This window comes from Vibrio aestuarianus (genome assembly GCF_028858425.1).
GTDB classification, from domain to species: Bacteria; Pseudomonadota; Gammaproteobacteria; order Enterobacterales; family Vibrionaceae; genus Vibrio; species Vibrio aestuarianus.
Genome location: NZ_JAKNYQ010000002.1, coordinates 778,284 through 801,353, shown reverse-complemented (window position 1 = coordinate 801,353; position 23,070 = coordinate 778,284). Strand labels below are relative to the sequence as shown.

18 protein-coding genes, 1 tRNA gene and 2 pseudogenes are annotated in these 23,070 nt (G+C 42.3%); 7 read left to right on the top strand and 14 right to left on the bottom strand.

Annotation, left to right across the window (positions count from 1 at the left end; translation table 11 throughout):
* The first annotated feature begins 95 nt into the window (after positions 1 to 95).
* The gene (locus MCT08_RS17220; RefSeq protein WP_274678972.1) at positions 96 to 1,544 is read left to right on the top strand and encodes an FAD-dependent oxidoreductase; all 1,449 of its coding nucleotides are present in this window, start codon (positions 96 to 98) and stop codon (positions 1,542 to 1,544) included.
* Positions 1,545 to 1,618: 74 nt separating this feature from the next.
* On the opposite strand, the pseudogene MCT08_RS17215 reads toward MCT08_RS17220, so the two are convergent.
* The 3 genes and pseudogenes from MCT08_RS17215 to MCT08_RS17205 all read right to left on the bottom strand — a co-directional run bounded on the left by MCT08_RS17215 (position 1,619) and on the right by MCT08_RS17205 (position 4,040).
* Positions 1,619 to 2,547 (bottom strand): annotated as a pseudogene (locus tag MCT08_RS17215) (5-oxoprolinase subunit C family protein).
* Complete coding sequence (locus MCT08_RS17210) at positions 2,544 to 3,263, bottom strand: 5-oxoprolinase subunit B family protein (RefSeq protein WP_274678971.1); 720 nt, start codon at positions 3,261 to 3,263, stop codon at positions 2,544 to 2,546. The pseudogene MCT08_RS17215 and the gene MCT08_RS17210 overlap by 4 nt, the downstream one beginning before the upstream one ends.
* 39 nt (positions 3,264 to 3,302) lie before the next feature.
* On the bottom strand, positions 3,303 to 4,040 hold the full coding sequence (locus tag MCT08_RS17205) for a 5-oxoprolinase subunit PxpA (RefSeq protein WP_171980740.1): 738 nt from the start codon (positions 4,038 to 4,040) through the stop codon (positions 3,303 to 3,305).
* Between the two features lie 339 nt (positions 4,041 to 4,379).
* On the opposite strand from MCT08_RS17205, the gene MCT08_RS17200 reads away from it, so the two are divergent.
* The 3 genes from MCT08_RS17200 (at position 4,380) to MCT08_RS17190 (ending at position 8,695) form a co-directional block, all read left to right on the top strand.
* Positions 4,380 to 6,362: a diguanylate cyclase gene (locus tag MCT08_RS17200; protein ID WP_176246470.1), complete on the top strand. Its 1,983-nt coding sequence runs from the start codon at positions 4,380 to 4,382 to the stop codon at positions 6,360 to 6,362.
* Between the two features lie 59 nt (positions 6,363 to 6,421).
* Positions 6,422 to 7,438: a UDP-glucose 4-epimerase GalE gene (gene galE / locus MCT08_RS17195; RefSeq protein ID WP_274678970.1), complete on the top strand. Its 1,017-nt coding sequence runs from the start codon at positions 6,422 to 6,424 to the stop codon at positions 7,436 to 7,438.
* Between the two features lie 267 nt (positions 7,439 to 7,705).
* Positions 7,706 to 8,695: a S1 family peptidase gene (locus MCT08_RS17190; RefSeq protein ID WP_274678969.1), complete on the top strand. Its 990-nt coding sequence runs from the start codon at positions 7,706 to 7,708 to the stop codon at positions 8,693 to 8,695.
* Positions 8,696 to 9,441: 746 nt separating this feature from the next.
* Here the strand turns inward: MCT08_RS17190 and MCT08_RS17185 are convergent.
* Genes MCT08_RS17185 through MCT08_RS17160 form a run of 6 tightly spaced genes read right to left on the bottom strand, consistent with a single transcriptional unit; the run spans position 9,442 to position 15,427 of the window.
* Positions 9,442 to 10,230, bottom strand: a complete 789-nt coding sequence (locus MCT08_RS17185) for an ETEC_3214 domain-containing protein (protein WP_274678968.1) — start codon at positions 10,228 to 10,230, stop codon at positions 9,442 to 9,444.
* A 9-nt stretch (positions 10,231 to 10,239) separates the two neighbouring features.
* Positions 10,240 to 10,692 carry an LPP20 family lipoprotein gene (locus MCT08_RS17180; RefSeq protein WP_274678967.1) on the bottom strand — a complete coding sequence of 151 codons (453 nt, stop codon included), beginning with the start codon at positions 10,690 to 10,692 and terminating at the stop codon, positions 10,240 to 10,242.
* A gap of 9 nt (positions 10,693 to 10,701) precedes the next feature.
* Positions 10,702 to 11,925, bottom strand: a complete 1,224-nt coding sequence (locus MCT08_RS17175) for a murein transglycosylase domain-containing protein (RefSeq protein ID WP_274678966.1) — start codon at positions 11,923 to 11,925, stop codon at positions 10,702 to 10,704.
* A 23-nt stretch (positions 11,926 to 11,948) separates the two neighbouring features.
* Positions 11,949 to 12,923 (bottom strand): LPP20 family lipoprotein, encoded by a 975-nt coding sequence (locus MCT08_RS17170; protein ID WP_274678965.1) that lies wholly within the window; start codon positions 12,921 to 12,923, stop codon positions 11,949 to 11,951.
* Positions 12,923 to 13,585 carry a hypothetical protein gene (locus tag MCT08_RS17165; protein WP_274678964.1) on the bottom strand — a complete coding sequence of 221 codons (663 nt, stop codon included), beginning with the start codon at positions 13,583 to 13,585 and terminating at the stop codon, positions 12,923 to 12,925. Before MCT08_RS17165 ends, MCT08_RS17170 begins: the two co-directional genes overlap by 1 nt.
* Positions 13,586 to 13,618: 33 nt before the next feature.
* On the bottom strand, positions 13,619 to 15,427 hold the full coding sequence (locus MCT08_RS17160) for a caspase family protein (protein ID WP_274678963.1): 1,809 nt from the start codon (positions 15,425 to 15,427) through the stop codon (positions 13,619 to 13,621).
* 417 nt (positions 15,428 to 15,844) lie between these two features.
* Here MCT08_RS17160 and MCT08_RS17155 point away from each other — a divergent pair.
* A pseudogene (locus MCT08_RS17155) lies at positions 15,845 to 16,818 on the top strand (DHH family phosphoesterase).
* A gap of 302 nt (positions 16,819 to 17,120) precedes the next feature.
* Here MCT08_RS17155 and MCT08_RS17150 read toward each other — a convergent pair.
* From MCT08_RS17150 to MCT08_RS17140, 3 genes are all read right to left on the bottom strand, one after another.
* Entirely contained in the window at positions 17,121 to 17,747 is a 627-nt protein-coding gene (locus tag MCT08_RS17150) for a site-specific integrase (RefSeq protein WP_274678962.1), read from the bottom strand.
* Between the two features lie 58 nt (positions 17,748 to 17,805).
* Positions 17,806 to 18,231, bottom strand: coding sequence for a hypothetical protein (locus tag MCT08_RS17145; RefSeq protein ID WP_274678961.1), 426 nt, complete (start codon positions 18,229 to 18,231; stop codon positions 17,806 to 17,808).
* 85 nt (positions 18,232 to 18,316) lie between these two features.
* A tRNA-Ser gene (locus MCT08_RS17140) sits at positions 18,317 to 18,407 on the bottom strand.
* 322 nt (positions 18,408 to 18,729) lie between these two features.
* Here MCT08_RS17140 and MCT08_RS17135 point away from each other — a divergent pair.
* On the top strand, positions 18,730 to 19,407 hold the full coding sequence (locus MCT08_RS17135; protein ID WP_274678960.1) for a MaoC family dehydratase: 678 nt from the start codon (positions 18,730 to 18,732) through the stop codon (positions 19,405 to 19,407).
* A gap of 75 nt (positions 19,408 to 19,482) precedes the next feature.
* Here the strand turns inward: MCT08_RS17135 and MCT08_RS17130 are convergent, their stop codons facing one another.
* Positions 19,483 to 20,307, bottom strand: a complete 825-nt coding sequence (locus MCT08_RS17130; RefSeq protein ID WP_274678959.1) for a phosphate ABC transporter substrate-binding protein — start codon at positions 20,305 to 20,307, stop codon at positions 19,483 to 19,485.
* Between the two features lie 163 nt (positions 20,308 to 20,470).
* On the opposite strand from MCT08_RS17130, the gene MCT08_RS17125 reads away from it, so the two are divergent.
* Positions 20,471 to 20,845 carry a DUF3024 domain-containing protein gene (locus tag MCT08_RS17125; protein ID WP_274673719.1) on the top strand — a complete coding sequence of 125 codons (375 nt, stop codon included), beginning with the start codon at positions 20,471 to 20,473 and terminating at the stop codon, positions 20,843 to 20,845.
* A 93-nt stretch (positions 20,846 to 20,938) separates the two neighbouring features.
* On the opposite strand, the gene rnb is transcribed toward MCT08_RS17125, so the two are convergent.
* Complete coding sequence (rnb, locus tag MCT08_RS17120; RefSeq protein ID WP_274678958.1) at positions 20,939 to 22,969, bottom strand: exoribonuclease II; 2,031 nt, start codon at positions 22,967 to 22,969, stop codon at positions 20,939 to 20,941.
* Positions 22,970 to 23,070 lie beyond the last annotated feature (101 nt).

The following is a 23,070-nucleotide window of genomic DNA, read 5'->3' as shown; positions in this document are numbered from 1 at the left end:
ATATAAAACGGATAAGACCGCGTAAAAAATGTGATTTTATTAACGCTTTATAAGCTTTAGAATACGCCCGAGATTTCAAGAGTAGCCCTAATTCTATGTTATATAAAAAGTTAAACGCAGAGTCCCCTAGTATCGCTATCGTTGGTGGTGGTGTAGCCGGTGCGACGGCCGCCGTCCACATGGGAGAGTTAGGGTTAAATGTAATACTGTTGGAAAAAGGCAAGGGGTTGGTGAGCGGGCCACCTATCTGTCATTTACATGCGGGGGGCAATCTGTATCGTGAAATTTCTCAGCAGCAATGTTTGGAACTATTGAAACAGTCGATTGATACAGTGCGCCTTTATCCGCATACCTTAAACCGACGTCCAACCGTGATTGCAGTACCACATAGTGATGGTGGTAACCCGCATGATTTACTGCCGCGACTCGAGCTTATTCAGCGCAGTTATCAACAACTGGTGGATGAAGACAGTCGAAATAAACAGCTCGGTGAACCTGATGATTACTTTAAGTTATACAGCCAAGCAGAATTGCAAAAGCTGGTGGCTTTGGAGCAAAATGAAACACCGGAAACCTTTGATGATTGGTTAATCCCCTTTGCCCAACATACGGATTTAAGCAAACTCAAGTTCCCAGTCGTGGCGGTACAAGAATACGGTTGGAGTGTTTTTCGTTTAGCGGCCAGTGCGGAATTAGCGCTGCAAGCAATGCCTAATTGCCAAGTCCTGACACAAGCGACCTTGGTTCAATCCGATTTTGTCGATAATCAATGGCAACTTACCTATCAAGATGCACAAGGTGTAGAGCAAGAGCTATCGGTTGATTACCTAATCAATGCTTGTGGCTATGAGACGGGTAAGGTTGATGACTTAGTTCGAGCGCCTCGGCAGAGGCTTGTTGAGTTTAAAGCTGCCTATGTCACCCAGTGGGCACAATGTCATCAACACTGGCCGGAAGTGATTTTCCATGGCCCGAGAGGCACTCCTCAGGGTATGGCACAGTTAACGCCCTATGCTGATGGTATATTCCAGCTGCACGGCATGACAGAAGGTATAACCTTGTTTAAGGACGGTTTGGTTGCGTCGAATTCAGAGTCATCACAGCCGTTACTGCCTGATTATTTAGAGCGCAAAATCAAACAAGGTTGGCAACAAGAAGCGTTACAAGAGCGTAGTGAACGTGCGATTATGCACATGAGCCAATTCATTCCCGCTTATGCACAAGCTAAAGTGGGTGGTAAGCCACTGTTTGGTGCTCAGCAAATTCCTGGACAAGATGCAACGTTAAGAGCTGCTGATGTCACGTTTGAAGCTAACCATTATGCGCGCATAGAAGTGGTAAAAGGTTCGTCAGCGTTAGAAGCAGCCACAAAAATTGTTAAGCACTGGCAGTTAGCCGATAACAACGACATGTCTGCCACCATTGAAGATCGTCACCCGATCAGCATGAGCTTTAGCCTTGAACAGATTGAAGAGAAGGCGATAGAACTAGCCAGACTTCGAGCCTACCCTGAAGCGTTAGCCAAAGTAGCCGGAGTCGTTTAACAAAGGCATTATTTTTGTTCAAGGAAGTCGCGGTTAATAAGCGACTTCCTTAATTCTTTTTAGTGTAAGTAAAACTAATAACCAAAAAATAGCGCCCATTGGCTCCACACTTCCTGAAGTCCTTGCAAGTCCCCCGAACAAACTGCACTTTTTGTCCCGGTTTTGCTTGAGCCAAACGTGGTAAATCGATTCGTGCTACGCAGCCTATTTTCGGATAACCCCCAATGGTTTGTCTATCATTGAGTAAAATAATCGGTTGTCCATCAGGGGGGATTTGGATTGCACCCAAAGCGATACCTTCTGACAAAATCGGTTCACTTGGTGGGCTGATAATTGCCCCACTTAAGCGATAACCCATTCGGTCGGCATGTTGGCTGACCGTAAAATTAGAATGGTAAAACTGCTCGATAATCTGAGGATCAAATGAATCGATTTGGTAGCTTTCTATGACTCGAAGTTTGAGTGGTAAATCATAGTCCGGCTTATAACGAAAAGTAATATGGGTAGGTTTGTTATCGATAAGGTGTGGGTTGAAACTGAGTGCAGTTCCTGCTTGCAAAGGTTCGCCATTTTGGTTCAAGCCACCTAACGTTTCCTTTAAACTGGTTGAAACACTGCCCAAGTGAGCAGTGACAGCAAAACCTCCCCGCACGGCTAGATAAGATCTCAAGCCATTTTTCGGCAAGCCAAATTTTAACGTTTGCCCAGCTTGCGCACCAAAACTTTGCCAGTTGTCGATAGGCTTCCCATCTAAGGTTGCTGACAAGTTCCCCCCAGCGATAGCGAGCATACAGGCATGCTCTATTTTGAATTCGGCTTGTCCAAGGGTTATTTCTAAGGTGGGTAAGTTAACCTCGTTACCTAATAAATGATTTGCCCAACTGTACGCATAGTCATCAACAGGGCCTGATTGAGTAATGCCAATATGGCTTAAGCCAAAGCGCCCAAAGTCTTGAATTAAGCTGAGCTGTCCAGGTTTGATTACACGTAAAGCCGCATTCATGCCTTGGTCTCCTTGAAATCCCCACGATCAATAAGTTGCCCACCGAGTGCGCTATATTCCTCGCTAGAAATGGACGTAAACTTCACTTGTGCCCCGATGGTAAAAAGTGTCATTGGGGCACGGTTTGCATCAAATAGAGATAAGGGGCAATTGGCGATAATATTCCAGCCTCCCGGGGAACGACTTGGATAGACCGCTGTTTGTGACTCGGCAATGGCGACACTGCCTTTTGGAATCGATAAGCGAGGTGTTGTATGACGAGGCATGACTAAGTCATCGTGAACATCAGTCATAAAGGCGAAGCCGGGTGTAAAGCCAATCGCACAAACGGTGTAAATTCGTTGAGTATGCAGTTCAATGACCTGTTCAGTGGAGAGCCCCTTTTGATGGTACCGAGCTAAGTCAGGTGCGACTTGCAGATCATAATAAGCCGGCAACTCAATACAGTCAGGTAATTTTGTATCGTGTGACGTCACGGTTTGTAGAGTATTGAGTAACAGATATTCAAGTTTAGCTTGTGAAATTCGATAGGGGAGGTAGTCGATCAATATTGAGTTATAGGATGGCGTGACATTCATGATGCAATGCTGAAGTTGCTCCGTGATGTTCTGGGCAATATTTCCAATATCCAATGACAGCCGCGTCGATGCAGGGTGTGCAAAACGGATAAGAAGGCTGCATTCCGCGATGGGTTCAATGGAGAAATTGAGTTTCAATGGACGTTCCTTGTCAGTGTGATAAGTACGGAGCAATTTCTACTCTAAACAGTGGCGAATTTTTTCAATCAGCTCAATGGCATCTTGGTTATCGCCGTGAACGCATATGGTGTCCGCTTCAATTGGGATCACAAAACCATCAGCGCTGGTTACTTTGCCATAGTGAACGATCTGTTTAATTTGGTTAATAATCGCCTCTTCATTGCTAAGCACAGCATTGGTTTGCGTTCTTGGTGTTAGCATGCCATTAGCAAGATAAGTTCTGTCAGCAAAAGCTTCAAACAGCAGTGGCACATCGTAGTGGTCTGCTACATCAAGGTAATCTTGATTATTACTGGATGCCAATATCATCAGTGGAACATTAAAGCAGGAAACGGCATCGACCACAGCGCGGAATATAGATTTATCACGCATCATGTCGTTATAGAGCGCACCGTGTGGTTTCACATAGCTGACTTGCGTGTTTTTACTTTCGCACAAAGCTTTGAGGGCACCAATTTGATAGATTAGAAGCTCACAAATTTCTTCTTCATTAAAGCGCATTGAACGGCGGCCAAAGCCTTGTAGGTCAGGGTAGCCTGGGTGCGCCCCAATCATGACATCATGACGAATGGCGAGATCGATGGTTTGGCTCATTACATGTGGGTCAGAAGCATGAAAACCACAGGCAATGTTGGCCATATCAATCCAAGGCATCACCAGTTCATCGGCGCCCATTTTCCAAGCACCAAAACTTTCTCCCATATCGCAATTAAGCGTAATTATTCGTTTTGTCACCAATAATGTCGTCCTGGTTGCCTTATTTCTGATTAAATTGCAGGAATTGTGCCCAATAAACAGTGATCCGATTCATTGTTTGAGGAATTATCCATCGCTTATCTATACCTTTTGCCACAATAAGATATTGATAAATGAAATAATAGACTTTCCTTATATAAGAATTGCGAAAGTCGCCACTCTATCGATTCATTGCATGAAAGGTGAGGCTTTGGAGGCTGCTAGTACTTATAGAACTTACTGCTCCGCGGAGTCATTCTGGTTGGTAAAGGATTCGATGGAAAATAAAAACGTAATGAGTATTCGGTGCATTGTGCAGACAGTCGAGGGGCAATAGCTATGTTTCGTCATTTATCCCTACGATTTAAATTGATGCTCCCCATTTTATTTTTTATGACAGCGATCTTCATAGGCTCTCAGTGGTTCAGCATCTCAACGGAATTAAAGCAAAAGCAAGCGGAGTTGATTGAACGGGTGCAAGTGCTATCTAAAGGGGTAGCGTATAACCTGCAGATTGCGGTGCTATTTGGTGATAGTTACACCGCTCAAGAGATATTATCGGCTTTTGCTGCCGATAGCGATGTGGTGCGCGTAAAGTTGTTTGATAACAATGAACAATTAACAGGAATATACGAAAGCAACAATTTTATCGCGCCGATACCTAACGAAGCGCAACGCAATCACATTAGACTGCGCAGCTACGTAGTCTCGAAAAATTTTATTTACTTACGCGTCCCAATAATTATTGAAAATGAGAAGGCTGGTTTTTTAAGAGTTACGATATCGAAACAATCGTTTGATGAAATTTACCAAACTGTTTTGTATAACGCCTTTTTCTTTTTCGTATTGCTGCTTGTGTGCGGTATTACGTTGTATTTGATGGTGCAGAAATTGATTGTTGACCCAGTTTTTTCGCTCAATCAAGCGATGTGTCTATTTATTGAACACCGCGAGCGTAAACAGTTGGTTAGCCACAGCGATGATGAAATTGGAGAGTTAGTTACCGCGTTCAATACGATGCTTGACCGGCTGGAAAAAAGAGAGACTCAGGTTCTATTTACTTTAGATAAACTCGAGCAAGAAAAATCATTTGCCAATGAAGTGGTGGAAACGGTTCAGCATGCGTTGATTGTGGTCAATGATTCTGGCGTGATCCTCCATTTTAATGGTGCGGCTAATCACGTATTTAAATGTACACCTGGGTATCTAAAAGGTGAAAATTTACTCAATATACTGAATAGCGATGAGATTGATACTATCCGAAGTGCGATCATCAACCGAGCGCAATTGGATGAACAACTTATTACGGTAAAAGACGTTTTTCAACAACTGCAGCTATTGCAACTGAGCAGCCGAGCTTTATCTCGTCCTGGTCAAATGCTTTTCGCCATTCAAGATGTCACCGATATCGAGGCGGCGCTTAGTCGTCAACGATTGGCGGCACGAGTATTTGAAAACAGTCAAGATGGGTTAATGGTGATTAACCAAGACGGCGTGATTACCATGGTTAACCCTGCCGTGACGCGCTTACTTGGTTATCCTGCTGAGAGATTAGTGAATCATAAGCCGAGCACGGTGTTGTCATGGCAGCAGTTCACCTCATTAATGCCGACCATTACATCCTCTGTGATGAATTATGGTCAGTGGCAGGGCGAGATCTGGGAGCAGCATCAAAATGGCACGTTAGTACCGATGTTTGTCAAAGTGAATCGCATTACTCGGCAAGATAATCACCATCGTTATGACTTTGTTTTCATGTTATCTGACTTATCTAACCTGAAAGAAATGGAGCGGCTTGAGCACTTGGCTCATCATGACTCATTGACGGGGTTAGCAAACCGCGCCCATCTTTATCGTCGATTAGATGAAATTTTAGTTAAAAATAAGCAGCAACTGCAGAGCTTTTCGTTGCTTTATCTTGATTTAGATGGGTTCAAACAAGTAAACGATACGCATGGACATGATGCTGGGGATGAGGTGTTAAAACAAGTGGCAGAGCGTTTGTTGTCACAGGTACGGAGCCAAGATATGGTAGCCCGGTTATCGGGAGATGAATTTGTGCTTGTTGTTATTCCGAGTGATCGCATGAGTGTCGCATTATTGGCGCAGCGCTTACTGGATTTGTTGACACAGAATATCGTTTATCATGGCAAAGTATTGCAGGTTGGTGTGAGTATTGGTGTTTATTTCATTGATGATGCCAACGAAAGCTTAGATAGCATCCTTAAAGCGGCAGATTCTGCGATGTATATGGCCAAGTCGTCTGGTAAAGGGCGTTATATTTTGGTTGATAGAGAAAGTTTAAAGAAGATTGATTTGTAAATGAAATTTTGGTGGAAACTGGTTAACATTGTGCCATCAACGTCGGAAGGTTTATTAAAATGAATGTATTAGTAACGGGCGGGATGGGTTATATCGGTAGCCATACCTGCATCCAAATGATTCAGGCAGGAATGACACCAGTTATTTTTGATAACTTGTATAACAGCAAATCGTCAGTGTTAGAACGTATAGAAAAAGTCTCTGGTGTAAAACCAGCCTTTATTCAAGGGGATATTCGTGATAAATCACAACTTATCAATGTTCTGAAAGAGCATGATATCCAAGCGGTAATCCACTTTGCTGGTTTGAAAGCAGTGGGTGAGTCAGTAGAGAAACCACTGGAATACTACGACAATAACGTTAACGGTACATTGGTACTGGTGTCAGCGATGAGAGAAGCAGAGGTGAAGACATTAGTGTTCAGTTCATCTGCAACCGTTTATGGCGACCCGGCTTCAGTGCCGATCACCGAAAATTTCCCGACCAGTGCTACCAACCCTTATGGCCGCAGTAAATTGATGGTTGAAGAGTGTTTGACCGACTTCCAAAAAGCTAACCCTGACTGGAGCATTACGCTACTTCGCTACTTTAACCCTGTTGGTTCACACCCATCGGGCGAATTAGGCGAGGATCCACAAGGAATTCCCAATAATCTGATGCCTTTCGTTTCACAAGTCGCGGTCGGTCGCCGAGAATTTTTGTCGGTATTTGGTAGTGATTACCCAACAAAAGATGGTACTGGTGTTCGTGATTACATCCATGTGATGGATTTGTCGGATGGACATGTTGCTGCTCTTGAAAAAGTAGGTGAAAAATCAGGCCTGCATATCTATAACCTAGGAACAGGTAATGGCTACAGTGTACTTGATATGGTCAAAGCATTTGAACAAGCTTCAGGTCAAACCATACCTTACCAATTAGCTGAACGTCGTGCAGGCGACATTGCTGAATGTTGGGCTGATCCAACTAAAGCAATCACCGAACTTGGATGGGAAGCTAAGCGAACCTTACAAGCAATGACGGAAGATACGTGGCGTTGGCAATCGAACAATCCACAGGGTTATCCTGACGTATAATGCAATTAAGCCAGTCAACTGACTGGCTTTTTAAGGAATCTATGTTAGTTAGTCGTTTAATTCTACATTCATATATCCAAACAACTTGAAGTTGCAGGTAGGCGGCAAGTGAGTTCATCCCCATGAGCATAGATAAACTATGTGATTGGGGTGAGCGAATGTAGCCAACACTGCTGCAACTTCAAGTAGGAAGGGTATAGCCCCTATTCACAGCTATACTTATTATCGGTGTCGATTAATATGATCTTAAAACGAAGATGTGAGCTTATGCATAAACGGATATTATTGGTTTTACTTTTTTCTGCCAGCGTAAGCGCGGTCGACATTCAACCTTATATTGTTAATGGTACGGATACCACTTCGGCAACATACCCTTCATTCGCGAGTCTTTTCTATCAAACTACTACGCAGTACAGTACTCGTAGTTTTTGCGGTGCAAGTATTATCAACGCCCAGTTCATTCTGACAGCTGCCCACTGTATTTATAATGAACCAGACACGATGCTTTATACCGTAGTTGTACCACAACTTGATGATGCCGCAGATTTTCCGTACGGCAATATCCAACAGTCACGTGCGTCGGCTTTCTATTACCTCGATAGCTACGTCGGTACTGAAGAAACGTTATGGCAAGATGATATTGCGATAATTAAGTTAGAAACGCCCCTAAACGTTACTGACTATTCTAGCCTTCTCAATGTTCAACTTAATGACAGCTATCCATTGAATGGTGTTTATAGAACTATCGGTCATGGTCTTATTGCTGGGAATGTTTTCGGTAGTACTCGACTGCAAGAGACAACGCTTGATTTTGTCGATCATGCAACGTGCGCTGCATATTATGGCTCAGCTTTGACATCAACTCACATCTGTTTTGATGGGGCATTAAATGGTTCTTATAAGAATTCCACCTGCTCAGGTGATTCAGGTGGTCCAGTGTATTGGTTTAACGGCTTTCAATATATACAAATCGGTTTAACTAGCTTTGGCCCGGCAATTTGTGGCGACAGCAGCCAACCCGTAACTTCGGTATTTACGGAACTTTATGACTATCAGTCCTGGATAAACCGAGTCATTACCAATGTTGAACTACCCAAGTATTATGTCGAAACCCGAAATGGTGTACGGACTTTGGTTGAGCAAGCGAAACCAAGTATTGCACCACAACAAGACAGTGGTGGGAGTGTAAGCTGGTTAGTTGTCTTACTAGCCATTGTTAGATATAGGACTAAGTTATGGCGTATGGTCCTACATTAACATATTGGTTATCCTTTAAAAGAGGATAAATAAACAAATCAGTAGGGTAGTAATCAGCCCAATACATATGTATCAGCTATTTGTGTTAGGTGACATTTGATTGCTTCAAAACGCAAAAAGCCCCTGATAAAGCAGGGGCTTGAATTTGGCGGAGATATAGGGATTTAAATCTAACGGTAAAAGCGAAAATGCGCTTATTTTACAATTGGTTATCTAGATTTAAAGAAAATCAATTTAGTCATCTGTCTGGTACAGATTAAAGCCCGCTTCATAGCTTAGCGTCAAGATAAATCCGATGACTTACCTCATAACGTTAGGTTAGCAAGTTAGTTACTGAACTTATTAACTTACTAACTTTGGAACTTCGGTGATCACAAAAACCTCAGCCTGAGCGCCTGACGCATTGTTGGACAGAGCCATTTTAAAGTAAACACACTAAGATGTCCTAATTCGGACTACTTCTCGCATCCAAAAAGTCAAACAGTACAGGTTTACCGTCACCTACAGAAACCCAAGTTTAACTGGATATAAGTCATTTGCAGTTTATTAAAACCAACATGCGAGATATTGACAAATTCAAGCTTTCCATTTCGTAGCTAAAAAACGAAGGTAAACTTGGTCGGATAAGTGTCTAGCCTCGCTTGATTCAAAAGAGTATTAACACAAGACGTTGCTCCCTGTCTGCTGCTTTCCATCAGTTCCCGCCCCGAGACCAGTGGCCAAGCAAAGTTCTTTCACAATGAACCCTAATTAGTAATTAATTCATATTCAAGTTTGGTTAAAATCGCTGGCGCCAAATCTTCTAGGCCAACAGCGCTGTAGCCATAGAAGTTAGGATTGATCTGTTGGCGTAAACTAACCAAAGCTGACGTAGAGTCTTCTTCCATCATTAACTTATCGTTAAACGTAGCTAACAGCTGCATTTGGCTTTTGGTGAGATCAGATAAGTATTCACTGTATCCGCCGACTGAGTTGTACAGTAGCTCGTATCGACCACCCTGTGCTTCTTCAATGTAGTAGTTACCACTTCTAGCTAAATTAGACATGGCTTCTAGCGGTGTTGTTGAATCAGAAAAAGTGCTTTGCAAGTAGGTGTTGTTGCCCGCATGATACTTTATCTCTGGGACAAAGCCAGGTTTCGGAAACACTAAAAATGCGTCTATTGTGCCATTGGATGTAATAGCAGATAGAATAAACTTGCTGTCTTTGTAGTACTTAATCTCAACTTCACCATTAGAATATTTTGTATATACGGGCGAGCCAAAGGTTTCTTCTAACACACCACTTGATGCTCGAATATATACGTTTGATAAGCGTTCATTTGACGGAGAATCTGAGAAATTTGAGACCAACAAATCCCAACCTTTCCCCGTCATATCAATGGCATCATTGAACTGACCAGCTGCGATAATAAGTGCCATAATTGCTAGAATTGGGTTGGGTGTCTTTTCCCTTAGTTTATCGAGAATAGCTTGTTCTGTCTCTACTGAAGCGGTTGACGGCTCTTCAGGTGCTTGCACTGCTTGTTCTTGCATCCTGACCTCTTACTCTGTCACTATCTGAGGTAGTCGCGCAACAACGCGAGTACATAGATATTCGTCAACATCTTTTTCAACTGATATCGATTCAGCCACCCAAGTGTATTTCATTAGTTGGTTTGTTAGCTGCTTAGTTGTTGATGTCGCGGTTACCGTTGTTGTTACAACGTTGTCTTTGCGATCAGCAGTGACAATTTTTTTCTTTTCAGCCGTTCGGTTTGTTTCTAACTCTTTCTGCACCATAGCTTCTAAGGAAGCGGCAAGTGACGCGCGAGCTTCCATAGCAGCTACATCTATGTCTAAAGTTAGATCTCCCATACTTTCAACACATGCAACTCCAGCGATCAAACCTTCATCTAATTCTGCTTGTGGGTTCATGTGCCAGTCAGGAAACTCAGTGTTCGCAGATGCTTGGAACGCCAACGCTGTCATTGCAGTAAGGAGTAGAGTCTTTTTCATGTTAAATCCCTAAATCATGTTTTTTTCGTAGTTAAGTTCTGCTTTGTGTACTTTCTTTAGGTAATTGCGAGTTTCCGCTGCAGAATGTTTTTTCTGAATCGTGCTGAACACTTTTTCAGGAGTAAGCTGATTGATGTTTTTAACGGCGACAGAACGTTTGCCACCAAATATACGGTAGATGGGCCCCATACCACCATTGTAGGCAGCAATAACACAGTATTTCAGGCTCTCTTCATCTTCAATGCCTTTGAAGTAGCGAGAGCGGAGAAGGTGAATGTAAGCAGTACCTACTTCAATGTTCTTTTCTGGGTCAAATAAGTAGTCTCGTTTTAGCAGTTGTTGCTCACCAAAAAGAAAGCTTGTTGCATCAAGGCCAGCAGAACTAGGAACGATCTGCATTAGACCAAAGGCTGGAATGTGTGAAATGGCGGTTGGATCAAACGCACTTTCTGTTTTAATGATAGAAAGCACGAATTCCGGCTCAAGACCATATTTAGTTGAGTATGTTTCAACAGCGTCGTAGAAACGTTTCTCTTTGCGATTTAACCATTTAGGCGGAAAGCTAATTTGTGCTTCAATAACGCTGTTACCCTTACTGTCAATAAACTCTGTTATGACAACCTCTTTAAGGGCTTTTTCTAGCTCTTGAAGTTGAACATCCTGGTCTTCAGATACGGGGAGTAATGTTTGGTTGCTGAGTTCTTCGACCTTGGTTTCTTCGATCAAAGTTGCTGTAAATACATCGGCTTTTTGCGCCTCACCAATAGTCAGTTTTGACGTGGCTAAAATTTCCTCTTTCAGTTCTTCAACACTTGTCTCTTCGCCAACGATAGTAGTTACTTTGATGACGTTCTTTTCAAAGTTAACTTCACGTTTTAGTTCAAGTGAAGGACTGTAACTAACCCAAGAGTATTGATCACTAAAGTTTGGCTTATCCCATTTCTTTGAAACTGTATTTTTAAACTCATCAAAGCTTTTTTGTGCGTTCGCGAGATATTGGTCAAACTCACAGTTTTTTTGGACTTTATATAAATCGAAAGCTGCTTCACTACAAAGTTTGTACTTCTCAAATTCATCTTTGGCCTCAAAAGGCTTATTTACAAAGTACTCAACACTAGCGCACTGATTTTCAGTAACATCCAGCACACAAGCTTGCTGAAGAGTTTCAGAATAACTCAATGAACTAGAGAGTATTAGCGCGAGGGGCGACAAGCGCACAATCGTATTCTTCATGATTTTTCCTTTGCATTCGCTGACTAGGCTTTACTAATCGATAGTCGTTCCATGACAAAATCGCATTTTTCTAAATATCTTAGAATGAGTCCAAATCCTGGTGTGTCTGTCGAAAGGCGGGACTCATCTAGCTTTTCAAATCTCGAGGTATCAATTTTATGTGGGCACAACAATGCGATATTAGTGTCGTAAGTTTCTTTACCTTGGTTCAAAAGTGCTTCAATTCCGTCGTAGAGCCTTTTGTCGGGGAATTCGATATTCGCTCGCTTACTTACCTGCTCATTCTCAAGCAAGACTCCGGTACTACCATCTTCATAAACCTGAAATAACGACAAGTAACCGGCCTTTTGCGCAGAAATGTTAATGAAGTAGTGGTCTCCTGCGTTCAAGCGAGTACGAGTTGACTCGAGGGAAAGAGAGGAAGAGTGGTGATTGAAAAAAAGGTGGTTGTATTGTGCTTCAGGAAGAACTAACTGTCCGGAGTTGTTTGTAAGTTGCCAGCCTCCCGCAAAGCGCTCGATGTCGATATGAGGTAAACATTGATGTTGTTCCACCCAATTCTGAAGCAGCGCAGTATTAGACCAATAAGGATGAAGCTTGCTATTACATTGGGAACCTTTCAACCAATGTGAGAGCTTCTGCGCAAAAGAGGTAGGGTCATACTGAACTTCAAGATAGAACTTGCCTTCAATTTGTTCACTCTTACTAATAGTTACATTGTTGCGGAATACGATATCAGATAGAGAAGTCTTATTTGAAGACGCGCTTTTGCTTAACTTGCCATCCTTAAATTCCTTGGATGAGCTCGTTTCGCTAATCACTCGGCTTTCGATAGATTTCGCTAAGTCATGGTACGCATTGTCTTTGGCTTGTTGGTAGCTATTCCCATGACCGAATCCATAACTGAGATTGGCATCAGAAGGCACTTCGCCGTACCAAGATGGGGAGGGGAAAGCACATGCACTCGATAGCGAGATGATTAGAGCTAGAGTTTTCATTAATCTTCTTTTTTACCTGGGTTTGGCGCTTGCATTATTGTCCAACTACCATATAGTCCGTACTGATTATAGGTATTAATTGCAATACTTCTTCCAGTTTGAACTGCTGACATAATGTAGCTTCCACGATATACACCGTAATTAAGGTTTCCTTCTGAAGTTTTAATAATCCTTTCGTAGGTTTTTGATTGAGTAATAGCTAGTTGATTTTTTTCTAACGGTCCACTTAGTACTTGACCAGAACGCTGATCGGTGTTTTTACAACCAATATTATTGGCTGGTTTAAAAAAGCTCCAACTGGATCTTCCATTTGATGTAACTGATGGCCCTTCTACAAACCAACTACAATTGTCAGTGTCTAGGTAGTGTCCGGCAATCAATTGGTTGGCACTTGTAAAGGCAACTGATTTTATGGAACTCATATTCTTAAATACCAGGTTGCCATTTTTGTCCGCTGCGAACTCAGCACTCATATCAAAGAATTGAGTTTGCCCTGTGTCCTTGTTAGTTACTGGCACGCGTAACATGGTTACTTGGTTACCAGCACCTTGGAAGTGTGCACCTTGAAACGCGATATCTAGATTAGAGTTTTCTACATCTGCAGCGAAAGCTGTTGATGTCATTAAAAGTGCTGATGTAGCTAGAATTGTTTTCTTAAACATGGATGTAAGCCTTAATCAATGTTTTCAATATAGTTAAAGTGAAATGGTTTGGTTACCAGTAATGGTTGGGTGCTGACGTTTTAGATCACCCATTTCAAATGAAGCCGACTTCACTTGATCGTAGACTTCTTGGTACAGCGTATCGACATCACGGTTACCCTCAATCATGGATTTCATTAGGTAGTAACTAAACAGGCGGTGCCCCTTCTCCTGATACATATTGGAGTATTCTTTGTCACGACCAGCGGTCATTACCACCATGCGTTCTGGGTCGATACTGACTTTCTTTGGAGCAAGGCGTGAGGCTGCCACCCCTTTGATCACAGAAACGCCATCAGTGGCACCACTAAAGCAGCTATCCACCATGACAACGATCTTGCCTGCTTTACTGTTGGATAACGTTTTGTAGACGTTATCGAGCTTAAAGAATGGATCATCGGTAACGTAATCAGGAATCTTATCTTGAGGTAAGATGTAGGGGTCATTGTCAGGAATTGCAGGAATACCGTGGCCACTGTAGTAGAAGTAAACGGTGTCACCTTCAGCAACATTATCTAACATCAAACGTAGCTTATCTTTAATTGCACCACTGGTTGCATCGCGGTCAATAAGATCGTATAGATGACGCTCAGGCACACCCAACACTTTGGTTGCGACCTCAGACATTATCTCGCCACTATTACGTGCATAAGCAACCTGATCAGAGTTCGCGTAGTCTTCAATTGAAAGGTTGAAGAACCAAGTTGATTTATTGGTTTTAGCGGGTGTAGCCTTGGCAAGTAGCACTTTCAACTCATCGGCAATTGTGCTGTCACTGGCTGATAAACGTGAATCGACTTCAAAGCTGTCAATCAAGTTCGGGTTTTGCATTTCTAAGCCTGGTACTGCTACAGATGATTTGCTATCAAGCACAACAGATAAAGCCTCCGGCTTGAATTGACTTTTTGCAATGTCTCCAGCGAACTCACTCTCTTGATAAGAACCTGAAATGCTCACCAACTCAAGCTGGTCTTGGTTGTAACTGTAGGTTAAAGCAAGGTCCAATTGTTCAATAGAATTATATAGTTCACGAGCTTGTTCTAAAGGGACGTTAAGTACTATGTCGCGTTGGTAGTTTTGATTAGATGCTTTGACAAGCAAATGCATCTGCTGATTCTCGGCATCATAACTTTTCGTTGTAACAACTGGCTTGCCCATTACGTCTCTGAATGCACGAGCAACAAGCTGAGACTTTTTCTCATCTAAACTGCCTTTGCGCTGATCAACATTGCTCTGTAGAGCGCGAATTTTTGCGTTTCTTGCTTCAACCTGTTGACGATAGTTCTGCTGAATTGCGGCAATTTCTTGCTGACGTTCAAAACGAATTTTCTCTACGCGCTCTTCAAATTGAGCTTTCGTTTCAAATTGATCTTTAACGATTTTTGGCGCTTCAGGTAGGGCGGGTTCAGGAATTGGGGCAGGAATATCTGCACTACTCAAACTGGTAAACTGCTTTTCGTATAAAGAAGCTACAGCACCAACCAAAGCGATAGGATCATCACTTTGAATACAGCCGATAGCATCTGTCATAAAGTGCTGTGTTGTAGAGTCTCCTTTACCAATTAGTGCAGCGAGGGAGTTACTGGATAGATTTACGCCCTCACGAGTAATTAACGTTCCATTGGTGGTAATAGGAGCATCAACTTTTAATTCTCCACCAAGTAGCCAAACATCTGGGTTTTCAGAGCAAACGGTACCATGAAGGGTATTTGAAAACTCAAATTGATTATTACTTGATGCCGCAAAAGCAACAGTTGGACACAGCGCGATCAGTAAGCCACTGACGATTCGATTCCGCTTCATTAGATTGAAATTCCATATGGGATTAATATCACACCAGAGTGCAAAAAATATATATATCCCGTAGTATGGATACAAGGATAACTTATGATAATGAGAGCACTGTCAAGAATATAATTGTAAAGTCTTAGTCAACCTTGCAAAATCATCTGTCCGGATATTTAATTTCTCTTTAAATTTAGAATTTTAAATACGTTGCACACGTGCTAGATGCATAGTGAGCTACGCGTTTTTGCAAGGTATATAATGCTTAAGTTTATCGCCCTAGCCCTTACCCTTTTTGGGGGGTTATGGGCGTTCAGCACTCTGATGAGATTCAAAGTGCCGTTAACCAAGATCATATCGAGCAGTTGAAAGATAGTTCCGAAACTATTGTCGATACCGTGGAAGAGTTGAGCAATTAATTCAGGGTAACTAACAATGTCACTTGAAAAGTTTGATCGCTTATTAACGAGTTTACGAGGCTCTTCTCGAATCATAATTCAGGCTCATGATTTTCCCGATCATGATGCAATTGGCTCTGCATTTGCTCTCGCTTACCTCCTCAAAAAAAGGGGTTTGCTCCCTTTATTTCTTATCAAGGCTTTATTGATCGAGTTTCTCTAAGAAACTTAACTGATTGGCTCGATATTCCTATTACAAAATCCCATCAGCTTGATTTGAAGCCATTTGACAAGATCATTGTCGTAGATGGTTGTATTGGTGAAAAAAATGTCACCGATCTTCCAGGAATTGAAGTGAGGGTGATAGACCACCATCAAGTGAAAGCGCCAAGTTTTGTCGCCTATAAAGATATTCGCCCTCATTATGGTGCTACAGCGACCATCATGGTTGAGTATTTTAATTACTATGAATTACCTATCCCTAAACGGGTGGCAACGGCGCTTCTCGTTGGTCTAAGTTTCGATACAGCAAACTTCACACGAGCGGTTAGTTCTGCTGATATTAAAGCACTCTTACAGCTACAAGTGAAAGCCGACATGGATATGGTGAATAGAATTTGCCGCAATCAAATAGAGTATCAAGAGCTTAAACTATTTGATTCCATGCTAGGAAGTATGAAAAAAGAAGGAAACTGCGCTTTTGCTACCTTACCTGAAGGATGTCCCAAAAACATGTTAGGTATTCTTGGAGACTTCTTACTGTCGGTTGATGAACTCGATATCGTGGTTCTTAGTGCCAGAAACAGAGAAAAAACCTTTATCTCCCTTCGCTCAGAATGTAAGAAAAATAACATGGCAGCTATCGTAAGGCGCGTGCTAAACGATTCTGGTGTTGGATTCGGCGGAGGGCACCCTCACATGGCTGGTGGCGTGATCAACGAAACTTTCCAACTAGCGAATGAATCCAACTACGTTTACGAGCTGTTTAGAGAAGAATTAGAACTAAGTTAGTATTTAACTGACTACAGGGTGCCTGTTAAAAAGTAACTAACTAAATGACAAAAACTTGAACCAAAGTTAATTACTTCAGAAACAAGAAATGGGGCAAAATCGTGTTTACAACTGCTCCATTCATGCCAACCGAAGGTTGTGCATGGTAGAGAGGCAAGAGAGACTTCTCTTGCCCGCAGATTGTGTTCATCTTTTACGAAGTAAAAGTGTGACACAACCGTAGCGGGTTGCTATGACGTCACACTTTTTATCTGGCACTGATAGTGCCATTGATGGCAGCGGCAATGCCCATAATAAACAAGCTAATCCACACTCAGCGTAAAGCTGTTTACCGCATCGGCCAACTCTTCTGGTGATAGCGGTTTCGCATAATGTCCATAAGTCATCGTATTGTGTTTATGCCCAACAATTTGTGCGACCACATGTTCGTCAATGCCAGCCTTTTGCAGTTCATCAACAACGGTATGATGAAATGAATAAGCGGTTGGTCGCTGTCCCGCTTTGAAATGACAGGCATCTAGAACATCGCCAAACGTGTCACGATAATCTTTAGACCAATCTAGGTCGTCTCCACGCGGAGTCAGGTCAAAAAGCTGAGTCGCTCCCTGTTTCTTTCGTTTCGCCACGTAGTCTAGAAAGCCAGAGTGGAGCAAAGCCTTGTGTATCGGTATCACTCGGTTGGAGGTGGCGTTTTTGAGGTGTTGTTGTTCTCCAGTTTCGGAAAAATGGATACAAGGGGTTGCGCCTTGCCTAATGTCGCCAACACGAAGCTGGCAAGCCTCCGAAGGTCGACACCCTTGGTGCATTTGCAACTTGGTTATCCAGTCAAACTGTTCCCCCTGTGCTTGATAGGCTTGGCTGATGAAAAACTTTTTAAGCTCTATCGCCTTCCAACGCCTGCGTTGAATTAGTTCATCTCTATAAGCCATGGCATGGCTGTTACTTGGTTTTACATCATCTTGTCTACATAGGTAGTTAAGAAAATCACTACAACGGTTGGAGCTGTTTAATCGTTAATTGGGTAACATTCTCAAGCTGCTTGGAATCTATGAACTGAGCAAGCGCCTCTTTGTCTACACTAGGTCGAGGTGAGGGTGTCTTTATTGCGGTGGTAGCACTAAGTATCGGTGCACTGGTTGCAGTTTCTGGTTGGGAACGATAATCCTGACGTAACCGATTAATGGCATCAGCCAGTTCTGCTTTGAACTCGGAAAAACTTAATACCGTCGCTTTGGCTTTATCGAAAAGAGCATGAAGTAGTTGAACCTGTTCGATATTTCTTAGGTAAGCAATCTTTCGATCACGGGTAAGAAAGAATAATGTGAACTCTTTAGGGTAGCCGCTTTCACGTAATGGAAGAGGAGGCGCGATACGAGTGTCGTAAACGCTATTCGGAAGTCTCAATAAGTACATCTGTGCCATCTATATGTGTAAGATGATTTTCGATGCTCTAGATACGAAAAAACCGCTGTAAAAACAGCGGTTTTTCCTTTAAATGTGGCGGAGAGATAGGGATTTGAACCCTAGAACCGCTATTAACGGTTGCCGGTTTTCAAGACCGGTGCTTTCGACCACTCAGCCATCTCTCCGTGCGGCGCTAATAATAGTTTTTGGCTAGTGTCTTGTAAAGTAATAATTTATTAAGTCTGTTCTGTTTGGCTAATTGCTGTACAGGTGAAAGAGTTAGTAGCAGCGCTGATGATTCTTATTGATATATTTTGATTTGATTTTTCAGGTAATTACTCTATTTATTATAAAGCCAATAAAATAGTGTTTTATTTTTATGTTTTTGAAAAATAATGGTTTATTGGTGTTGGGGGAACATGTGTACGCCCGAAAGTGTTTGCAGATAACTGTGAACTGCTTCAAAATTAGCAAATTCCATCATTTTAGATAATCATTGAGGTTTAGATGAAAGTCGAGAATCTTTTTAAGCATCGCGGTGATTCAATGAGTAAGTATCAATCTGAGTTTATGCATTGGGTGTCTCCAACAGTACGAGAGTACTGGGGTGAGTTTTTACATAGAACAAATAGCCGTCAGTTGTTTTCTTGGGTTAGAGATTTTCACCAACCAGCGGTCAATGAAGATATTCCCATTGCTGAGCCTATTCAACTAAAGCCAGAAGCGCAGACGCTCTACAATCAACTGCAAGCTCAAATTGGCGATGTGATTCATATTGGTGATTGGATGACTGTTGATCAACAACGTATCAACCAGTTTGGTCAAGTCACCGAAGATATGCAATGGATTCACACTGATCCAGAAAAAGCAGAGGTAGATTCACCGTTCAAGACAACGATAGCTCACGGTTTTCTGACCTTGTCTTTACTGCCTAAGTTAACCGATAGCGTTGATCCGAGTAAGTTGATGTTTCCAACAGCAAAAATGGTAGTCAATGTTGGCCTTAACCAAGTTAGGTTTCCTTATCCGGTTAAGTCTGGTAATCGCGTTCGAGCGGTAAGTACTTTATTGAAAGTCACGCCGATTAAAAAAGGCTTAGAGATTGAACGAGAAATCAAAATCGAGATTGACGGTGTGCGTAGACCGGGTTGTGTTGTTACTTCCGTGATCCAACTGCACTTTTAATTTTGAATGAATTTAAAAAAGGGAGAGCATTATGCTCTCCTTTTTTGCTATTTGAACTACAAGTTGATGCTGTTGCTATTCATGAGCGTTCAACGAAATATACCCATATTCATCGATAAGTGCATTGGCTTTGTCTGATCCTAGATATGAAATGAACGCTTTCACTTCCTCCGTCATTTTTTGTGGGTAGTACAGAACTAAAAATGGTCGTGAAAGTTGGTATTCATGGTTCGCAATGTTTTTAGCGGTTGCTTCCACACCTTCAAATTTTATCGCTTTAATCGATTTGTCCACAGAGCCAGTTGAAATAAAACCAATCGCTTGTGGGTTATGGTTTACCAATGTTTTAACCATACTGTTGCTATTGACGACTAAGTTATTAGGGTTAATGTCGGAAACTAAGCGATCATTGATAACTTTAGTGAGCCCTAGCAGACTTTCAAAGCTGTACCGAGAACCCGAGGAAGCTTCTCGTGTTACTACCGCGATTTTTTGATCATTGCCACCCACTTGCTTCCAATTAGTGATTTTACCTTTATAGATGTCATACAACTGCTGTCTAGAGAGGTTTTCAACAGAATTCGAACGATTCACTACAACGGCTAATCCATCGTAGGCGATAGGCAATGTTGTCATGGCGTCATCTTGTTCATTTTCTGTGAGATAACGTGAACTCATTCCTATCGAAGCAACGCCTTTTTTCAATAGTGTGATACCTGCGGTCGACCCCACGCCTTGAACCGCGATATAAGTGTCCGGGTGACTGGCATTGTAGTCTTCAGCAAATACATCCATGATTCGAGCGACCGAAGTTGAGCCTGAAATATTGATTTCACTTGCGAAGACAAACTGAGTAAATAAAGAGGTTGAGAGTAGTGCTGCAAGCGCGACTCGAAACATAAAGACTCCAATATAGTTATGAATTGAGCGGCTATAATATGTCGTACAGATGACACTTTTGTGAATGGAAATCGAAATGGGAGAGTTGAGTTAGTTTTTATCTCCCCTCATGCTGTAAGTCAGTTATAGTCAGCGAGGTAATCCACTTTTCATCGAGGTTTATATGGCGGTAGTGAATTTGTTACAACGTCAATTGGAGCGAAGGGCAGAGTTAGTTTGCCACAACCGTAACCAAAGTTTGCCTGTGGAGTTGGGGAAATCGTGCTTTGAGCCTATCGCTGATGGGGTACAGTTTATTAAACATCATTACAAGTTAGACTCAACCCATTCTGATTATTCGAGCATTGTTGCCAAAGTAATTCGAGAAGAACTGCAATGGGGTTTATACATTCCCAGTGACCATAGTTCAGCGAAGTATATTCTCAATGGCCAGCAAGATACGCAGTCGTGGCAGCCTTATCCCTATTTACCGAAAAGCGATGATTTAACCGCTTTAATCAGAGAAATTGAAAAAGATCCTAAGTCATATTTTTGGTAAGTTTAGGTTTTTTATTATCTATAGGCTCTGTGAGTGACTAATCGTAAAAAAGGCACCCCGAAGAATGCCTTTTTCTGATTTAAGTGAAACGTGTTACTTAGCTGTTTGTTGCTCATTAACTTCAGGTGCAGAATCTGAAGGTTCAGTAGCAACAGGCGCATCAGCGAAAATTTGTGTCGGTTTGGCAACTAGGCTACGATTTTCTTGGTTTACCTCTGCTAAAACCACTTCTAAAGTGTCGCCCAACTTAAAGACCACTTCTTTATCAACCAGAACCGTGCCGTTATCGTTATTACATTCTAGACGCTCTTTATTATTGAGTATTAGAGAACTAGGAATGAAGGCTGCAGCGCCGTTTTCAACAAGGCGTACACGCATACCAGCGCGATTAATATCGAAAATTTCTGCAGTAAATTTGGTTCCTTTACTTGGTTCATCAGCAAGAGTTCGCACATACAGCCAATCGCCAACATTACGTTCTGCCATATTGTGATGTTTACGATGCAATGCGAGCTCTTCACCCACGGTTTCATCGGGTCTTTGTATCGGCTCTTTGCCAAGAATATGCGCCTTCAACATACGATGGTTGATCATATCGCCATATTTACGAATTGGAGATGTCCAAGTTGCGTAGATATCTAAACCCATCGCATAGTGAGGTAGGGGTTGATTACCAATTTCACTGTATGCTTGGCATTTACGGATACGGTTATCTAAGTAGCTAGTCTCTTGTTTGCACAGCCAGCGACGTACCGCAGCAAATCCTTCAAGGGTCGTAAGGTTATCTGCGTTGAATTCAAGTTCACCTGTTGGGTTGACCATTTCAACCACATCCGCGATTTTCTCAGGTTTAAAGCCAGCATGTGTATTGAAAACGCCTTGTCCGAAGCTATCTCGCAGCGTTTTACCGGCACAAATATTAGCGGTGATCATTGCCTCTTCAACCAAACGATTTGCGGAACGACGCATATCAGCATGGATAGCAATCACGTCATTATCTTCACTGAGTTCAAATCGGTAATCTGGGCGATCTGGGAAAACAACAGCGTGAGTCTCGCGCCATTGTACGCGAGCCAAAGAGAAGTCATAAAGTTCACGCACAACGGTCGCGATCTCTTCGCTAGGTTGCCAATCGTCAGAGTGACCATTCTCTAACCAATCGGATAGGTGGTCATACACTAATCGAGCGTGTGATTTAATATTGGCTGCAAAGAAGTGGATGTCATCACCAATCACACCATCTTTAGTAACGGTCACACTACAGCAAAGGGCTGGGCGGATTTCATTTTCCATCAAAGAGCATAGCTCATCGGCTAAATCGCGAGGAAGCATTGGAATGTTGCGGCCCGGTAGATAAATAGTGAAGCCTCGCTCACGAGCAACTTTATCCATTTCATCTTCGGGAGCGATATAGGCCGTTGGGTCGGCAATTGCGATGGTTAGTTTGAAATCACCGTTTTCAGTTTTCTGAGCATAAAGTGCATCATCCATATCTTTCGTTGAAGCACCATCGATGGTCACGAAAGGAATATGCGTCATATCGATGCGCTCTAGATCTGCGTCATCGTTTATCTCCCAGTGTTCAATACCTTCCGGCTCACTGTTGGGGAGATCATTTTCAGCCAATGTTACCCACCAAGGAGCAATTTTATCGTTTGCATCTGTGATTTTCTGAGTGATCTCAACAAAGAACCCACTATCATCCTTTAAAGGATGGCGAGTAAGTTGTGCTACCACCCAATCATTTTCAGCAAAATGTTCAGGATTGAGTCCTTTTTGTACTTTCGCTTTTAAAGAGAGTTTCTTTAACTGAGGAAGATCAGGCGTAACGTGCAATTTTCCTTTCAATAGTTTCACGCGGCCGATAAATCGTGTTAAAGACTGTTCTACCAACTCTTGAGGCTCTGCTACTTCTTTTTCATTCTCAGTGCGAATGATAGCGATCACTTTATCGCCGTGAAGACACTTTTTCATGTATGGAGGCGGAATAAAGAAGCTTTTTTTGCTGTCGACCTCTAAAAAGCCAAAGCCTTTATCTGTCGCTTTGATTGTGCCTTCTTTTTTGGGCAGGTTTTCTTGGATTTGTTGTTTGAGCTGGGCGAGTAGTGGATTATCTTGAAACATGTGTCTTTTTCTAACGAATGTGATTAAGCACACTATAATCATTGAGAGGGATGATTACTACCGAAAGCGCTATTTTTGCCAACCTGTATCCTCATCGTTTT

Coding starts and splice junctions, on each gene's coding strand:
- MCT08_RS17220 (WP_274678972.1), top strand. CDS start 96: ATGTTATATAAAAAGTTAAACGCAGAGTCCCCTAGTATCGCTATCGTT.
- MCT08_RS17200 (WP_176246470.1), top strand. CDS start 4,380: ATGTTTCGTCATTTATCCCTACGATTTAAATTGATGCTCCCCATTTTA.
- galE (WP_274678970.1), top strand. CDS start 6,422: ATGAATGTATTAGTAACGGGCGGGATGGGTTATATCGGTAGCCATACC.
- MCT08_RS17190 (WP_274678969.1), top strand. CDS start 7,706: ATGCATAAACGGATATTATTGGTTTTACTTTTTTCTGCCAGCGTAAGC.
- MCT08_RS17185 (WP_274678968.1), bottom strand. CDS start 10,230: ATGCAAGAACAAGCAGTGCAAGCACCTGAAGAGCCGTCAACCGCTTCA.
- MCT08_RS17180 (WP_274678967.1), bottom strand. CDS start 10,692: ATGAAAAAGACTCTACTCCTTACTGCAATGACAGCGTTGGCGTTCCAA.
- MCT08_RS17175 (WP_274678966.1), bottom strand. CDS start 11,925: ATGAAGAATACGATTGTGCGCTTGTCGCCCCTCGCGCTAATACTCTCT.
- MCT08_RS17170 (WP_274678965.1), bottom strand. CDS start 12,923: ATGAAAACTCTAGCTCTAATCATCTCGCTATCGAGTGCATGTGCTTTC.
- MCT08_RS17165 (WP_274678964.1), bottom strand. CDS start 13,585: ATGTTTAAGAAAACAATTCTAGCTACATCAGCACTTTTAATGACATCA.
- MCT08_RS17160 (WP_274678963.1), bottom strand. CDS start 15,427: ATGAAGCGGAATCGAATCGTCAGTGGCTTACTGATCGCGCTGTGTCCA.
- MCT08_RS17150 (WP_274678962.1), bottom strand. CDS start 17,747: ATGGCTTATAGAGATGAACTAATTCAACGCAGGCGTTGGAAGGCGATA.
- MCT08_RS17145 (WP_274678961.1), bottom strand. CDS start 18,231: ATGTACTTATTGAGACTTCCGAATAGCGTTTACGACACTCGTATCGCG.
- MCT08_RS17135 (WP_274678960.1), top strand. CDS start 18,730: ATGAAAGTCGAGAATCTTTTTAAGCATCGCGGTGATTCAATGAGTAAG.
- MCT08_RS17130 (WP_274678959.1), bottom strand. CDS start 20,307: ATGTTTCGAGTCGCGCTTGCAGCACTACTCTCAACCTCTTTATTTACT.
- MCT08_RS17125 (WP_274673719.1), top strand. CDS start 20,471: ATGGCGGTAGTGAATTTGTTACAACGTCAATTGGAGCGAAGGGCAGAG.
- rnb (WP_274678958.1), bottom strand. CDS start 22,969: ATGTTTCAAGATAATCCACTACTCGCCCAGCTCAAACAACAAATCCAA.